This window comes from Novosphingobium sp. BL-S-34, from assembly GCF_056857015.1.
Window position 1 is genome coordinate 1,491,170 of record NZ_CM166473.1, and the last position, 15,765, is coordinate 1,506,934.

The 15,765-nt window shown below is 64.3% G+C and carries 14 protein-coding genes; 5 read left to right on the forward strand and 9 right to left on the reverse strand.

The window, feature by feature from the left end; translation table 11 throughout:
• The first annotated feature begins 39 nt into the window (after nucleotides 1–39).
• Nucleotides 40–1,446: an NAD-dependent succinate-semialdehyde dehydrogenase gene (locus tag AC1VV3_RS20400; RefSeq protein WP_482962324.1), complete on the forward strand. Its 1,407-nt coding sequence runs from the start codon at nucleotides 40–42 to the stop codon at nucleotides 1,444–1,446.
• A gap of 549 nt (nucleotides 1,447–1,995) precedes the next feature.
• On the opposite strand, the gene AC1VV3_RS20405 is transcribed toward AC1VV3_RS20400, so the two are convergent.
• Together AC1VV3_RS20405 and AC1VV3_RS20410 are read right to left on the reverse strand one after the other, a co-directional pair.
• Complete coding sequence (locus AC1VV3_RS20405) at nucleotides 1,996–2,715, reverse strand: hypothetical protein (RefSeq protein ID WP_431568126.1); 720 nt, start codon at nucleotides 2,713–2,715, stop codon at nucleotides 1,996–1,998.
• A 167-nt stretch (nucleotides 2,716–2,882) separates the two neighbouring features.
• Nucleotides 2,883–3,071 carry a hypothetical protein gene (locus tag AC1VV3_RS20410; protein ID WP_482962325.1) on the reverse strand — a complete coding sequence of 63 codons (189 nt, stop codon included), beginning with the start codon at nucleotides 3,069–3,071 and terminating at the stop codon, nucleotides 2,883–2,885.
• Between the two features lie 296 nt (nucleotides 3,072–3,367).
• On the opposite strand from AC1VV3_RS20410, the gene AC1VV3_RS20415 reads away from it, so the two are divergent.
• Nucleotides 3,368–3,541, forward strand: coding sequence for a hypothetical protein (locus AC1VV3_RS20415; protein WP_431568128.1), 174 nt, complete (start codon nucleotides 3,368–3,370; stop codon nucleotides 3,539–3,541).
• Between the two features lie 3 nt (nucleotides 3,542–3,544).
• Here the strand turns inward: AC1VV3_RS20415 and AC1VV3_RS20420 are convergent, their stop codons facing one another.
• On the reverse strand, nucleotides 3,545–3,751 hold the full coding sequence (locus AC1VV3_RS20420; protein WP_482962326.1) for a hypothetical protein: 207 nt from the start codon (nucleotides 3,749–3,751) through the stop codon (nucleotides 3,545–3,547).
• Between the two features lie 408 nt (nucleotides 3,752–4,159).
• The gene (locus tag AC1VV3_RS20425) at nucleotides 4,160–4,804 is read right to left on the reverse strand and encodes an NAD-binding protein (protein ID WP_482962327.1); all 645 of its coding nucleotides are present in this window, start codon (nucleotides 4,802–4,804) and stop codon (nucleotides 4,160–4,162) included.
• 203 nt (nucleotides 4,805–5,007) lie between these two features.
• Between AC1VV3_RS20425 and AC1VV3_RS20430 the strand changes: the two genes are divergently transcribed.
• Entirely contained in the window at nucleotides 5,008–5,532 is a 525-nt protein-coding gene (locus AC1VV3_RS20430) for a Dps family protein (protein ID WP_431568131.1), read from the forward strand.
• A gap of 67 nt (nucleotides 5,533–5,599) precedes the next feature.
• A complete protein-coding gene (locus AC1VV3_RS20435; RefSeq protein ID WP_482962328.1) occupies nucleotides 5,600–7,312 on the forward strand; it encodes a thiamine pyrophosphate-dependent enzyme in 1,713 nt (570 codons plus the stop codon).
• 21 nt (nucleotides 7,313–7,333) lie between these two features.
• On the opposite strand, the gene AC1VV3_RS20440 is transcribed toward AC1VV3_RS20435, so the two are convergent.
• Together AC1VV3_RS20440 and AC1VV3_RS20445 are read right to left on the reverse strand one after the other, a co-directional pair.
• A complete protein-coding gene (locus AC1VV3_RS20440; RefSeq protein ID WP_482962329.1) occupies nucleotides 7,334–8,977 on the reverse strand; it encodes a PAS domain-containing sensor histidine kinase in 1,644 nt (547 codons plus the stop codon).
• Nucleotides 8,978–9,342: 365 nt separating this feature from the next.
• Complete coding sequence (locus AC1VV3_RS20445) at nucleotides 9,343–10,131, reverse strand: enoyl-CoA hydratase/isomerase family protein (protein ID WP_431568133.1); 789 nt, start codon at nucleotides 10,129–10,131, stop codon at nucleotides 9,343–9,345.
• Nucleotides 10,132–10,531: 400 nt separating this feature from the next.
• Between AC1VV3_RS20445 and AC1VV3_RS20450 the strand changes: the two genes are divergently transcribed.
• Nucleotides 10,532–11,413: an NAD(P)H-binding protein gene (locus AC1VV3_RS20450; protein WP_431568134.1), complete on the forward strand. Its 882-nt coding sequence runs from the start codon at nucleotides 10,532–10,534 to the stop codon at nucleotides 11,411–11,413.
• A gap of 79 nt (nucleotides 11,414–11,492) precedes the next feature.
• Here AC1VV3_RS20450 and AC1VV3_RS20455 read toward each other — a convergent pair whose 3' ends face one another.
• The 3 genes from AC1VV3_RS20455 to AC1VV3_RS20465 are packed head-to-tail and all read right to left on the reverse strand — an operon-like array spanning nucleotide 11,493 to nucleotide 15,612.
• A complete protein-coding gene (locus AC1VV3_RS20455) occupies nucleotides 11,493–12,854 on the reverse strand; it encodes an efflux transporter outer membrane subunit (RefSeq protein WP_482962330.1) in 1,362 nt (453 codons plus the stop codon).
• A complete protein-coding gene (locus AC1VV3_RS20460; RefSeq protein WP_482962331.1) occupies nucleotides 12,851–13,978 on the reverse strand; it encodes an HlyD family secretion protein in 1,128 nt (375 codons plus the stop codon). The genes AC1VV3_RS20455 and AC1VV3_RS20460 overlap by 4 nt, the downstream gene beginning before the upstream one ends.
• Entirely contained in the window at nucleotides 13,975–15,612 is a 1,638-nt protein-coding gene (locus AC1VV3_RS20465) for an MFS transporter (protein ID WP_431568137.1), read from the reverse strand. The genes AC1VV3_RS20460 and AC1VV3_RS20465 overlap by 4 nt, the downstream gene beginning before the upstream one ends.
• Nucleotides 15,613–15,765: the final 153 nt, after the last annotated feature.

Here is a 15,765-nt window from a genome sequence, read left to right on the forward strand (position 1 = left end):
ACCAGTGCCGCCTTCCGCGGTCATTCCCCGGAGCTCCACATGGCCTACCTGACGACCAACCCAGCGACCGGCAAGGTCGAGCGCGAATTCGAGACCATCACGGACGCGCAGCTGACCGCCATTCTCGAAGAGAGCGAGGACTGCTTCCGCAACGACTGGTCCAAGCGCTCCATCGCGGACCGCGCCGCAGCCATCCACCGTGCGGCGGACATCATCCGTGACGAGCAGGAGGCGATCGCAGCCATTATGTCGCGCGACATGGGCAAGCTGGTCGGACAGGCGATCGGCGAGCTGCAGCTGTCGGCCGCCATCCTCGACTACTATGCCGACACGGCGGCCGGCTTCCTCACCCCGAAGCCTTTGCCCGACGCACCGGGTGCCACCCTCCACGCGCAGCCGCTCGGCATCCTCCTAGCCGTCGAACCCTGGAACTTCCCCTTCTTCCAACTGGCCCGCGTGGTCGGTCCGCAGCTGATGGTCGGCAACGTCGTCATCGCGAAGCACGCCAGCAACGTGCCCCAGTGCGCCCTCACCTTTGAATCCGTCATGCGCGGGGCCGGCGTGCCCGCCGGAGCCTATTCGAACATCTTCGCGACCACCGATCAGGTCGGAACGGTGATCGACGATCCGCGCGTGCGGGGCGTCACCCTCACCGGTAGCGAGAAGGCGGGTGCCGCGGTCGCCGAGCGCGCCGCCCGCAACCTCAAGAAGTCCGTACTCGAACTGGGTGGCTCCGACGCGATGATCGTCCTGGAAGATGCGCCGTTCGAGGCCACGGTCATGAACGCGATGGTTGGCAAGATGAACAATGCCGGCCAGAGTTGCGTTGCGACGAAGCGGATGATCGTGGTCGGCGAGGAGCGCGGAAAGCAGTTCCTGGAGGCCATGACCGCAGCGATGGCGTCGCTGAAGGCGGGTGACCCGCTCGACCCGGCGACCACCCTGGCTCCCGTGTCATCGGAAGGCGCGCTCCAGGGGCTGCTGCGGCAGATCGAAGCCGCGCGCGCGGGCGGCGCCACGGTAACTCTCGGCGGCAGCCGTATCGACCGTGGGGGCAGCTATCTCGAACCCACCATCCTCACGGACGTGAAGCCCGACAATCCTGTGTATCGCCAAGAGATCTTCGGTCCGGTGCTGACATTTCACGTCGTCCCCGACGAGGCGTCGGCGATCGCGCTCGCGAACGACGTGCCCTTCGGTCTCGGTGGCTCCGTCTTCACCGCAGACCTCGAACGCGGCGAACGGGTCGCCCTTGCCATCGAGAGCGGCATGGCCTTCGTGAATGGCCCGACCTGGTCCACCCCGCAGATGCCGTTCGGCGGGGTCAAGAACTCGGGCTACGGCCGCGAACTGAGCCAGCTCGGGTTCGGCGAATTCGTTAACTGGAAGCTGGTGGCGATCGCTCCCGCCGGTGCGATGCCTCCCGGCGCCGACGCGGCAGGCTGAAACGGCTCGCCAGCCACTCGACGAGCTCGATCACCCGTCGTGGCTCTACCGAAAGCGAAACGGCCAGAACGTAGCGAGGCTCGAACGGCTCGGCCGTTGGCGGTCGGCCCCAAGGTAACCGCCATTCGATCGGCGCGGCCGCGAACTCCACCACCGTCCGGCCGTGCTACTGTTCGGGGATCACCGCCCCTATCGCACTTTCGCCTCGCGACGTCGCGGGATGCTCCAGGAGCCGCTCGAGTGGGCTTCCGATAAACGCCTTGGCGTCACTGGCGTCCATGACCCTCGGAAGGTAGAGAACGCCGCCCCAATCGTAGGTCTGTAGGGATGCTCGGCCTATCCGAAGCAACATGTGAGCGGACAGTTTGGTGACGCGCATGACTAGCATGTCCGCCACCATCCCCTCCCGCCATCGTGGGGCAGGATCGAGCCGAAGACCGGAAACGCAAAAAAACGGGAACCGCACAATGCGGTTCCCGCTCTCAGGTTCTCGCTGTAGTTCGATGTGTCCTATGAAGGGTCGCATCGACTGAACTGTCCGCTCCCGACCTATGAGAAGATGTAGTTGGAGAGGTCGACGGAAACGATAAGCGGCTCGGAGGCTGGTGTGTTGTCCGGCTTGCGCGGGTAGATCCGCAGCTTGCCGTAGAGCGTGATGCCCTGCACCTGGACCGGCTCGGTGAGATAGCGGGCGGCCGGATTGCTGCCCTGAATGTCGACCTCATAGTCGTGGCGACGAAGCATCCCGGCATCGTCGAAGTAGTAGGTCTGGACCGCGCTGTGGGTCGCGATTTCAGCAGGGAATGTCGCGCGCAGCCGACGCCAAGTCTCGCCACCCTCAGTCCACGGCTCGATCTCATCCGTGACGACGCCGGGTCGCTTGAGAAGAAAGGGCGACGTAAGATACGTCCACATCGTGTAGCCGGCGAAGTATCCGACCTGCGCGTCGCTCCAGCGCGTCTCCATCTCGTATCCGGCGAACGAGGCGCGCGGATCGAGAAGCTCCTCGACCACCTCGCCTTCGGGCGTCTCGATCGTGACGCGGTTCGGAGTGAAGTTCGAGTGGTTCTGCGTCGGCGCGAACGGCGAATGCGAGGTATGCTCGGTTGCCAGATCGATCTTGACATGGGCGTGTTCAAGCACGGTCGGCTTCCCCTTCAGCGCCCACAGAACGCCCCCTTGAACAAGGTCGGCATCCAGGGAGCGGAAGCTCTCGAAGCGCCCCAGGCCGCCATGCGCCCCAATCACGAAATCCAGAAGGTCGGTCATAAGAATCCTTTCGAACATCTCGCTGCAAGCCAGCAGGCGAACGCCTCTTAGAAGGTATGACAGGGAGCATGCGCCATTTGATCGCGGATAACGGTATGTGAGCGCCCTACTTCAGTATGGGCGGTCGCCACATTCCGACGTTGTCGACGTTGCGTCTGGGCGCGGGTTCAAGCCGACCAGCGTTGACGATTCGTGATGCGGACCCATTCCGGACCGAGCGCCTTGGGCTTCGCCGTCGCGCAGTAGACGTTCGCCGACAGCCACCACTTCTCGTTTGACCTGTCGACGACCTCAAGCCACCAGACGTTGCGCTCACCATCACAACGATAGGCTCGCGCCTTCAGCGGGTCCTTCATCTCGAAGGCCGCGCCAACCGCGCGGACGATCCAGCTGTCAGTGAACGACCTGTCTACGAGTTCGGAAAGAGCGGTCCGACCAACACCGAATTCCTGTGCCAGGAGCGCGATCGTGCTGTCGACGTCATCGGCCGCGCGATGGGCACCGTTGAAGAACCCCGCCTGGCACAGGAGGTAGCCGAGGCTCCGGCCGTCATAGCCGAAGTCGCGCCACGGGATCTCAACGCAGCTGCACGCCCCGGGAAGATCCCCGAGATCCAGCGAGCTTCCACCCGGGGGCGATCGAACTTGGCGTTATGAGCTATGCAGACGGTGGCGCTCGACAATATGCCGCGAGCGGTGCCGTCATCTATCACCTGTCCGGGGAGCGCAACGGTCGCGAGGTCACCTATCGCGTGACCCCGGACCTCGCGCGCAACGCAGCCGAGATCATGCTCGCGGCCATCGATCACGCGTCGTCGAAGCCCTGACTATCAGCGGCAGTTTTCGGACGGTTCGCGCTCGATGTGCTCGACGATGTGGATGACACCGCCGCTCGCGAGCGGGCCGTGCCCCAACGAGCGGTCGCCACGCTCGGCCAGTAGGCCCAGGATCGCGCTCGGAACGAGGTTGGCGACGACCAGATCGTCGCGGTCGATGCCTTCGCGTATCTCGGCGAGCGCGAGATACGCCGTCGGCACCGGGCTCCGAGCCCCTCGACTACCTTCTCGCGCGATCCCGCATGACAGGCATGGAACATCGAAACCTAACCGTCGAGCCGCGCGAACCTCAGCGTCTCTGTGAATAGGCGGCGGGTCGGGGACGCCCCGATGAAGATGCTCCGGCTATTGCCCCGCTCCGAACGGACATCGATTCAATCGCCGTGCGCGCAGGTCGATTCGAAATCCTGGCTCGAAGTGATGATTGCAGCCCTCATCGCGGTCTCCTGTCAGTTGGAAAGGCGACGAATGTAGGATGCAGTGTCTATTGTTCTATATATGTTGAACTATATAAAGTTCGATCGGCTTTGGTATTGGAGGCGACATAGCAATTACGAGGGGGTCGCGATGACCCACCCGTCGCTTCCGCTTGAGGGTCGCCCCGCTGACCTACGCAGTCGCCAGCATCTGCGCCGGCTGTTCGACCCGCCGCCTCTGCCGGGCAGCCCAGTTCTCGATGTCCTCGGCGCCGATCCCCAGCCGATCGAGAACGGCGCTTGCAGCGTCCAAGCCCGGCGGGATGGCGTTGTCTATCACCGGGGAGAGGCCAACAGCAGCGAACTCCTCGGCTTCGACCGAGCCGCCGACGACGGCGATCCGCGTGAGGTCCGGGAAGAAGCGGCGCGCCATGGGCGTCAGTCCGGTGGATTGATCAAGCGACGGCATGGTGAGGATGCTAAGCTGCCTTCCCGCCATCGCGGCGGGACCCCAGAACCTCGGATCGCCAAGGCTCCCGAACATCACGTGGTATCCGTCGGCCACCGCCTCGCGCAGACGTTGCGGATCGTCCTCGATGGCGGAGTAGCCAATGCCGAAGGAATTCAGAGCGTCGGCGATCGTCCGGCCGCGTTCATCCAGACCGACGATGAGCACGGGCTCGACGACCTCATGCGGGACGAGCTCCGTCTGCGACCGCGACGTCGCGCGGCGTCGGAGGCGGCCCGCCAGAACACGGCCCGCCGTGGCCAGGTTGGGAGCAACCGCGAACGTGAGCGCGACGGCGGCGATGATGACGGCGCTCCGCGCCTCACCCATCAACGCACGGACCGGCGGCTGTCCCCTTTCGAAGACCTTAGTTGGTCGCACACACACTTCGGTATGATACCGTCACAGCGGTCCGGCAGACTAAGAAGTCGTCAACTCCGAGCGCCGCTAGAACATGCTTGCGGCGCCCGAACACCATCCAACAGCTAGCGCCCCAAACTAGGGCGGCGCGTGGAAAAGGAGCCCAGCAGGTGATGAAACTTTCTTCCAGCGAAGTCGAGGCCAACAGATTTCTCGGAACGCCAAGCGATCTCGGCGATGACGCCACCCGCGACATCTCAGGTGCGCTCGGTGCACTGCTGGCCGACGTGTTCGCCCTCTACCTCAAGACCAAGAACTTCCATTGGCACATGAGCGGCCCGAACTTCCGCGACTACCACCTGCTGCTCGACGAGCAGGCCGCAGAGATCTTCGCGATGACCGATCCCATCGCCGAGCGTGCGCGCAAGATTGGTGGACAGACCATCCGGTCGATCTCCGACATAGCAGGCCGCCAGCGGCTCCTCGACAACAACGAACCCTTCGTTGATCCGCAGGACATGCTCGCCGAGCTGCACGACGACAACAAGCAGGTCGTGGCGGAGATGCGCCGCGTTCACGAGCTGTGCGACGAGCATGCCGACATCGCGACGGCCAGCCTGCTGGAGGTCTGGATCGACGAGAGCGAGCGTCGCGGCTGGTTCCTGTGGGAATGCGCGCGGAGCCGTCAGAGCGCCTGACGGGCGATCGACGGAACCGATACGCGCAGGACACGTATCCTTTCAATTCCCGCCTTCAGGAGCTCTCATGTCCAGAACCGTAGCAGACGTAATCGTCGAGACCCTCGAGCAGGCTGGCGTCAAACGCTGCTACGGCGTGCCGGCCGACACGCTGAACCATGTGACCGACTCGATCCGTCGGAGCGACATCCGTTGGGTCCATGTTCGCCACGAGGAGTCAGGCGGTTTCGCGGCCGGCGCTGAGGCCATGCTCACCGGCGAACTCACCGCATGTGCGGGATCCTGCGGACCGGGCAGCCTCCATTTCATCAACGGACTCTATGAAAGCCATCGGAACCGCGCGCCGGTCGTCCTGATCGCGAGCCAAATCGTGCGCGACGAACTCGGGTTCGACTTCCCGCAGGAGGTCGATTTCAAGCAGGTCTATGCCGGTTGCAGCGTGTTCTGCGAGGAGATCCGGACACCGGAACAGGCGCGGCGAATGACAGCGATGGCCGCTCAGGCGGCGTTGGCAAAGCGCGGCGTTGCGGTCCTCATCGTGCCCGCTGACGTTTCCTCGTCGAAGGCACCGGACGAACCCGCCTTCGCTGTCCATCGCACGTCCCCGCGGATCCTTCCGTCTATCACCGAGCTGCAGTCGGCAGCGGCACTGATCAACGCGGGTGAGCAGGTCGCGATATACGGCGGCTCGGGATGCGAGGAAGCGCATCAGCAGGTGATCGCCCTGGCCAAGAGGCTGCAGGCCCCGATCGCACACACTTCCCGCGCGAAGGACTTCCTGGAGCACGACAACCCCTACGTGGTCGGCATGACCGGTGTTTTCGGATCCGAGGCCGGTTTTCACACGCTGATGGAATGCGACACGCTCATCCTGCTCGGCTGCGACTTCGCCTGGCGGCAATTCTACCCGTCGGCCGCCAAGATCATCCAGATCGACATCGACGGCACGCATCTGGGGCGGCGCCATCCCGTCGACCTCGGCCTGGTCGGAACCGTGCGGGACACGCTCGACGCGCTCCTGCCGTTGATCGAAGAGCGCGACGACACCGAGTTCCTGGACGAATGCCTCGATCATCACGAGCGGGCAGTCGAGGCCCAAGGCAAGCATGCCCGCCTCGACGACCGCAACCCGATCCATCCGCAGTATCTGACCGAAGTAATCGCCGCCAATTCGGAGCCGGATGCCGTCTTCACCGCCGATGGCGGGTCTCCGATGGTCTGGCTGCTGAGGCACGTTCCATCGACTGGTCGCAACCGCACGGTCATTTCGCTCACGCACGGCACGATGGCCAACGCCATGCCGCAGGCCCTGGGCGCGAAGGCCGCCTTCCCCGACCGACAGGTCGTATCCCTGTCGGGCGACGGTGGGATCGCGATGATGATCGGCGACCTGCTCACAGCCGTGCAGGAAGAGCTCGCGATCAAAGTCTGCATCTTCAACAACAGCTCGCTAGGCTTCGTCGAGTTGGAGCAGAAGGTGGAAGGCCTGCTCGACAGCTTCACCGACCTGCACAATCCGGACTTCGCCGACGTCGCCCGCGCAATGGGTCTTTGGTCTCGACGGGTGGAGAAGAGCAGCGACCTCGAAGGCGCGGTGCGCCAGTGGCTCGCCGAGCCGGGTCCAGCTCTGCTCGACGTCGTGACCGACCGCTATGAACTGGTCATGCCGCCCAAGATCGAGGCCAAGCAGATATTCGGAACCGCGCTCTACTCGGCCACGGCGATTCTCGCGGGACGCGGAGGCGAGGTTGCCGGGCTGATCAAGAATGCCGTGACCTGATCCCACCATCGTCGTCCCCGCCTACCGATCCGAGAAGGGGTCCAGTTCAGTTGGCAGCCGGCAGGGCGCTTGCGCGCGCGGTAGCCTAAACGAGATCTTCGCCCCTCCGAGCGGCGAGGTGCCATCGAGCGTCAGCCTGCCTTGGTGGAGAGCGACGATCGATCTGCTGATCGTCAAGCCGAAGCCGGCACGGCCTGCTGCGCCGGGCACCAGTTCGGCGAAGGCGTTCGCGACGGCGGTCGCCGCTATGCCGGCCCCACTGTCGCTCACGGAGCACTCCACGCAGTCGTCATCGACAACTATATCGATGGCGACCTCCCGCACAGCGCAAGCGGACCGATCTACGGCCTCGATGGCGTTCATGAGGAGGTTGACGACAACCTGGCCGATCTGCGCCCGATCCATCGAAACGCAGTCGTCGCATCCCGTTAACCTGGTCGCGATGGTCACGCCCGCCGTCTTGGCGTCGCCTTCGACGAGTCGCATGGCAGCGGTCACGACGTTGCTCATCCGCTGGGGCGCGAGAACCGGTGCATGGTTCATCGCCATGCTGCGAAGACGGTCGATGATCCCGCGGGACCTGACGGCCGAGGAGAGGATCCGGTCGAACGCGTGTCGAGCCTCGTTGATCTGCGGGGCATCTTTGTCCAGCCACCGTGCACCGGTGGTCGCCATCGCGGCTATCGCGACTAGCGGCTGGCTGATCTCATGGGCAAACCAGCTCGACAGCTCCGTTAGAAGCGATAGCCTGTAAGATTGGACGAACTGCGCCTGAAGCCGGATGAGATCCGTCTTCGCTGCGACGCGGTCGCCAATGTCGACCATCGCGATGATCGACGCTCGCCGCCCATCCTCCCTTACGGTAGCGCTGGCGAGGATGACGTCACGCCTGCCGCCGTCGAGCATGTTCAGCTCCGTCTCGCATTCGTGATTGCGCGCCTGCACCCCGGCGACCAACGTCTGGATAAAGACGTCGGGCCGGCTCCGCCACGCGAAGGCGACCGATCGACCGACGAGTTCGTCCGCAGAACCGGCTCCCAGTATCCTCACCGCTTCGGGGTTGACGTCCTCGATGATGCAGAGATCCGCGGCGCGATCGAGCAGCCCCGGATTCGCTTCGAAGAATGCGCCCAAGTCCGTGTCGGGACCCACGCCAAGCTCCGCGTAGAAGGGCGACAAACGGTCACCGTTCACCCTGCAGAGGCCAAGGGGAAGGTTCCGGAAGAGAGTGCGCTGCAATGCGGCGGTGTCCGCCCCCGCATCCTTGGCAGGTGCCAGTCCGCGCAGATCGGTACATTGGACCGCGACGCGCACCTTCGACCCGACCCTTTGCGACACGCGAGCGGTGAAGATCACGGGACACGGGTCGCCGTCGATCCGACGCATTCGACCTTCACGTCTCACAACGCCGTCGGTGGCACCGGCGGATGCGATGACGTCGATGAATGCATCCCGGTCCGCATCGGGAAAGATGGCTACCGGGGTGAGGCCTCGAGCAGCTGATTCCGGCCAACCCAGCAATTCCAACGCCGCACGGTTGATCGAAACGAGGCGGGTGATACCGAGAAGCCGAGCAGGATCTACGCGCACATCGGGCTCACCCATCTGCGTCTCGGCAGATTCCAGCAGCTCGGTGACGTCGAGCTCGATCGCGGCGATCGCCATCCTGTCGTCGGAGAGACGCGGCCCACGCCTTGTCGTCGAAGTCCCGGTGCCAGCGATCGGATTCTTTGAGATACCGCGCCTAGGCGCATCGGAAGCGAGCGCCTGTGTCATGCTGTCCATCTCGGTTCCCGCAGATGTCTTTTGAAGTCAGCGTGCAGCCGCATCCTGTTCCTCACCTTCCTCCACCTCTGCGGTCGGCGGATCCCCGCCACGAAGTCGGTGGCAGTGTATGCAGGTCGCGCGCTTGCGTCGTCCCATACACCGGTATGGGCCGACGTGGGCGGCCGCCTGAATGACAACGGCTTCGTTTCACAAGACTACCGTGCCGGAAGCTCCAATCCACAGTTCCATCATGGGACCGTCGGTCATCGTCCCTTGAACGAGAAGACTGGCCGAGGCTTGCCGCTTTGAAAGGCATCGACAGACGCCGGCAGAGCCAGCTTCACGTCACCAGTTTCGAACAGAGGGAGTGCGATGTCGGCCAAGGACTCATCGGCCGCAGATACCCCGCCGGTTGCCCAAATACGCAGAAGGGTCTTGTGGGCGGCATGGGCACGCGTCGGCCCCGCCGATAGCCTTGTCACTAGTGTCCTCGCTTCCTCGCGAACCAAATCATCGGGAACGACGCGGTTCACTACGCCGAAGTGCTCCATGATTTGCGCTGGGATTTGTTCCGATGTCAGGGCCCATTCCATCGCCTTCGAGCGCCCGGCCCGTTCAGCTATGCGGTAGACACCGCCGAGCAACGTCACGATTGCGAGAGACTGCTCCGGATGGCCGAAGCGTGCAGTCTGCCCCGCGAATATCACATCGGCCCGGACCGCCAACTCCAGTCCCCCGCCGAGGCACAAGCCCTGGACGGCAGCCACGGTCGGGATGGGCAGCCGCTCAAACCGGTTGAAGCTCTGCATGAAACGTTCCAATAGATTTCGCAGCTCGTGCGCGCTCAGGTCCGGCCAAGGAACGATGTCGCCCCCGAAGCTGAAGTCAGGGCCATCCGCTTGCAGCAACAACGCACGAGCGTCGCTGTCTCCAATTGCGGAAATGGCATCGTCGAACTCATCCAACATCTGGGGCGACAGTCGGTTCTGAGCTCCGTTCGACAGCGTAATGACTGCGGTGGAGCCATCGATGGCAAAGTTCAGATGGGTCATCGCCAGGGCTCCTCAACCGACAGGTCCAAAGGACCAGACGACAGCCGAGGCGCTCGACGTCGAAGACTGGCCACGACATGACAATCGCAAGTTGAGGGACGGCGGGCCACTCGACACTCGATGGGTCCGACCCATACTTCAGTAGGCTGCACCATAACTGTTCGGTCGGTCGGATCGGCAGGCAGCAGTCTACTGGGAAATCGGAACAGCGAATGGCGGCAGTTCGCCAACAGCGGCATACCTTCGTCTTGATTGGACCCGACCTAAGACGAATGCATCTCTGCGGACCAACGCTCTACCCTCCATCAGAAGACAAGATCCGGACCTGAGATCAGATGTTGGGGAGCGACCGGATCACTTTCGCCGCGCGCGAGAACCAACTGATCAATGAGGTGGAGCGATGGTCAATCAAACAGGTAACCGCAGTCAACTTCGGATAGCAGTCGCGGGTGCGACAGGACGCGTGGGCCGCGCACTCGTCGCGAGGCTCGCCAAGGATCCTGTGCAGGTCGTCGCCCTCAGCCGAAATGCGAGCAGCATCGCTACCAGTGCCAGCGTCCAGGCGGCTGAGGCAGACTTCGACAAACCGTCGACTCTCCTCGAAGCGATGCAAGGTGCGGATCGTCTATTCCTCGCTCACGGCACGTCAGATCGGCAGGTCGCCAATGAGATCGCGTTGATCGACGCGGCGGTCACAGCGGGCGTCTCCCACATCGTCAAGCTCTCCGCGATGGGGCCGCCCACCCGCCTCCATCCATTCGACTGGCACATGCAGATCGAAGCCAATCTCGCTGGGCGGGAAATTGGCTACACCGTCCTCAGGCCGAGTTCGTTCGTTGATACCCTGAACCGTGCAAAGGCGCCCGTCGCGGAAGCGACTTGGGGTGGCGCCGCCGGAGACGGCCTCGTCAATCTGATCGACTCCCGGGATGTAGCGGAGGTCGCGCGGGTAGCGCTGCTCGATGAGCTCTTTCTCTCATCGCAACGAGCATATCACCTGACTGGGCCAGCATGTGTCACCATGCCCCAGGTCGCTGAAGAGCTATCAAAACTTCTTGATCGCCCTGTGACCTACCAGCATCGGACAAGGGCTGAGCAACGCGCCCTATTGATAGCCTCTGGCTCCAGTGAAATGGTCACAGATCTGCTGCTCGGACTGGATCGCATTTTCCGCGAAGGGGTCCTCGCCGAAACGACGACGACGGTTAGCGATCTGCTCGGAAGACCCGCGCGCTCCGTGGTCCAGTGGCTAACCGACAATCTCAACGGATTCATGAAGTAATCCGACGGTTTCGCCATCCCGCTTGTCATGATTTGATACTGCCGCCCCAGGCTCCCGGCGGGTATCACTGATCCGCGATCTAACGCGTCCATCCACCTCCCAAGCTCCTGTAGAGCGCAATCACCGCCGTCACGCGTTCGGACCGGTTCGAGAGCGCCTGAAGCCGAACCTCCAGCAGGGAGCGCTCGGCATCAAGCTGTTCGAGATAGGAGGAGTAGCCCGATCGGTAGCGACGGCGAGCAAGATCGAGCGCCGTCGCCGTCGCCACGACCTGCCGATCGAGAGCGTCCTGCTCCTGGGAAAGCCGAGCCACTCCTGTCATCGCGTTCTCCACCTCCTCGAAGGCCGTCAGGACCGTGCCGCGATATGCGAAGGCGGCAGCATCGCGGCGTGCCGCCGATGCGTCAGCCTGCGCACGGAGCTCGCCACCTTGGAAGAGTGGCGCCAATATGGATCCACCCAGTGAGAACAGGCTTATGGGGTTACCGAGGAGAGTGGACGCCACGCCCCCAACCGTGCCGCTCAGCTGAAGGGTCGGGAGAAAGCGTGCGCGCGCGGCGTCGAGGCTCCGGTCGGTCGATGCCAATCGCATCTCGGCCTTCGCAATGTCCGGCCGCCGCCTGACGAGTTCCGATGGCAACGCACCTGGAACAGCGATGCGCAGCAACGATTCCAGCCGTTCACCCCTGAGTATCTCTCCGGGCATGTCCCCGACTAGCACGCTCAGCGCATTCTCCTGCTGCGAGATCGAGCGCCTCGTTGCTGGAACGAGCCGCGCAGCCGCCTCAAGTGCCGCCTGAGCCTGCGCCAATTCGAGCTTCGAACCATAGCCGGCGTCCGTCCGCCGCCGGATCACCCCGAGCTCGAGCTCCCGCGACTTCACCGTCTCCTCGACGAGGAGCAGTTGCTCATCCAGTCCGCGGAGCAGAGCGTATCCGGAGACGACCGTGGCCGTCAGCGTAATCCGGGTCGCGTCCCGCGCGAACTCGCTCGCCTGGAACGCCTTCCGGGCGGCATCGGATGTCGCGGAGATGCGTCCGAAGAGATCAACCTCGTAGGATATTGTCAGCTCGCCCGCCGCCTGCGTCTGGTCGACGCCCACGCCGAACAGGTTGACGCTCCGGGATCTTCCGCCCCTTCCGTCGATCCCGACTGACGGCAAGAGACGGCTGGCTGCCTGCCTGAACTGCGCGCGCGCTTCCGCGACCTTCGTGCCCGCGATCAGCAGGTCGGTGTTTCGCTCGAGTGCCTTGGCCACGAGGGCATCGAGAACGGGGTCGCCGAACTGCCTCCACCATTCGCCGTCAATGGCAATCGGCGTGCCGCCGTTCCCGCGCCATCGTTCTGGAGCTTCGACACTCGCCAGCGGAGGCACGGCTGGCCGGGGACCGGCACAGCCCGCCAGGACTGAAGCGAGACAGAGCGCGCGAAAGGACTTCATGGCGTGGCCGCTAGCTCGACGCGCGCGTCGACCGACATGCCCGGCCGCAAGCGCGCAGCAAGAGGCTGGCCCTGATCGATGCGGATGAGGATGCCCAGCCTCTGCGGAACCTTCACGAAGTTGCCGGTGGCGTTGTCGGGCTTCAGGACCGCGAACTCCCAGCCAGTCGCCGGTGCGATGTGCGACACCCTGCCCGACAGCCGTCGACCACCGAGCGCGTCCACGGCGATCGAGGCTCGCTGGCCGATCGCCATCCGGTCGGTCTGACCTTCCTTGAACTGGGCAATCACCCACCGTTCGGGCGGGACGATCTCCAGCAAGGCGGTTCCATTCGTCACGAACTGGCCGCGTCGGACGTGGATCTCTCCCAGCTGCCCGGCCTCGGGTGCCCGGATGACAGTGTGGAGCAGATCGATCCGGGCCAGCCGCAACTGTGCCCGGGCCACTTTCACCTGCGCCTCCAGGCCACCCCGGCCGACGTCGATCGTCTTCAGGTCCTGACGCGCGATCTCCGTCTTGGCCGTGGCCTGACGCAGTCCGGATTCCGCCTGCGCCAGTGCCGCAGCGGTCTCGTCGCGCTCCCGCATCGATATCGAGCCGTCGCCCACGAGATCGATGGCGCGAGCCATGTCCGCCTTTGCTCGAAGAAGCTGCGCCGACGCATCGGCGGCAGCGGCGTCCTCGCCGGCTATTCCCGACGCCCGCGACGCCCGCGCCTGCTGGCTGTTGGAGAGTGCAGCCAGTTGAACATCGAGGTTCGCCTCCGCCTGCTCGACACGTGCGCGGTAGATGTCGTCGTCGATGAGCGCGAGCACCTGCCCGGAAGTGACCGTATCGTAGTCGCGGACCAGAACGCGGTTCACATATCCGCTGACCTGAGGAGCGATGACCACCGTCCTGCCGCGGACCAGGGCGTTGTCCGTCATCTGCGAGTTCCCGGAGAAGGGACCGATGCCCCAGACCTGAAGCACGATCGCGACCGCGAGCAGCAGCGCGAGGGCCAGCAGGACCGTCACGACCGGCTTCTGGCGTGGCGGATGCCAGGGGCCTGTGGTGCCGGACGTGTCCGGTTCGGGAGACGGGGCACCCGGCGCCAGTGCCGCCGGTGGCGATACCTCGGTCATGCCGGCACCTGCGTGGGCACGCTGCGGTTCCGTAGCCGGTCGCGCAGGGTCACGCCGGCGATGAAAATGCCGATCCCGAACGCGATGACCGTGACCACCCAGAAGGCGTCGTTGAAGGCGAGGACGCTCGCCTGACCGTTGAGCGCCTGCCCGAGCAGTGCGTTCGCCTGCTGCGACCGCGCGATCGGATCGCCGATGCGCGGAGCAAGCTGCTGCGCGTAGCCGCCGACGCGCTCGATGAACGCCGGATCTCCGGTGGAAATTGCTTCAGCCAGACGCTCGGAATGGACCCGCGTGCGCATGACTTGGATGCTGCCGAGCAGCGCCGATCCCGCCAGTCCCCCGACGTTCTGCGTGGTGCTGAACAGCACGACGAAGCTCACCAGGTAGTTGGGGCCGCGTTTGATGATGTGGCCTATGCCGAACATGAGCGCCGGGCCGAGGAACAGCGTCGTGCCAAAGCCGAGAAGCGCCTGGCTCAGATACAGTTCCGGAGGTCGGGTGAGGCTCGTGGAGTGCGTGTCCAGCCAGGCACCCAAACCGATGATGAAGGCGGCCGCCATGATCATCGTGACGATGCGCTCCGCCTTCAGCGTGAGCGCGACCGTGGCGATGCCAGCCGCCATCGCCACGAACACCGTAGCGAACAGGGGATGCAACTGGTCGCTGGTGAGCCCGCCGAGTGTCAGCAGTCCCACCGCGGCATAGGTCTGTTCACTCAGTCCGAGCCGCACGACGACAGCGATGAGCATGAAGAACAGGATGTCGCTGGTGCCATACCACCGGACCCAGAGAAGAGGCCGCGCCCGCTTGTCCTCGATGAGAAGCGCGAGGCCAAGCAGCGGAATCGAGGCGGCCAACGCCCATCCAAGCCAGGCGGCATCGGTCCACCAGTAGAACCGACCGAGGGACAGCACGGTGCAGATCAGCAGCATCGCGGTGATCACCAGCACGGCTGTCACCGCATCGAGTGGCTCGAACGCCTTTCCGCGCTCGACCGGCGGCAAGGGGATGAGATTGAGCATCGCCCACGCACCCAGCGCCAAGGCGAACTCCACCATGTGAAGCCCCTGCCATCCCATCGGCGCGATGGCGGACAGCGGAAACATCCGGGCGAGCGGGACGGCCAGCTGCGGAAGGCTGAAGCCGACCACGGCTGCGATCGGGCGCATCTTCACCGGGAACACCTGGAAGATGTTGTATAGCGAGAGCGTGGTGAGGCCGCCGGCGGCGATGCCGCTGATGGCCCGTGCGAGGATGGCCGTGCCCAGCGACGGATGCAGGATCTGGATGATCTGGGCCAGCATCAGCGCCCCGAGAACGACGTGCATCGTCGCCGTGATGCCGAACTGCACCCTCGCCTTCACGAGCATGAGATTGGCTGTCGCGTTGAACGCCACGTAGACTGCCAGCAGGAGATTGGCCTCTGCGACGTAGAGACCCATGTCGCCCGAGATCGACGTGAGGTTGGCCGTAATCATCCCGTTGCCGAGACCGCTACCCAGAGCCATCACGCCGGCCGAGACCGCGTAGAGCACCCGATTTCGACGAGTGTGCCGCGCAGAATAGGGAGCACCGGGAAAAAGAGGCTTCTCCTCCGGTGAGAAGCGATACTCGGAACGTGCGGCAGTCATGGACGTGGCCCCTCAGACCTCTCGCGCCGCCCGATGGACCAGGCGCTTCTATCGCGAAGGTCGCCAGCTTCCCGGCGTGAGCCGATATCGGCAATCTAGACGACGGTATGTCAGGGCCGGCACTTCGGACGGTGCCGCGGCCGGCCCCGACCT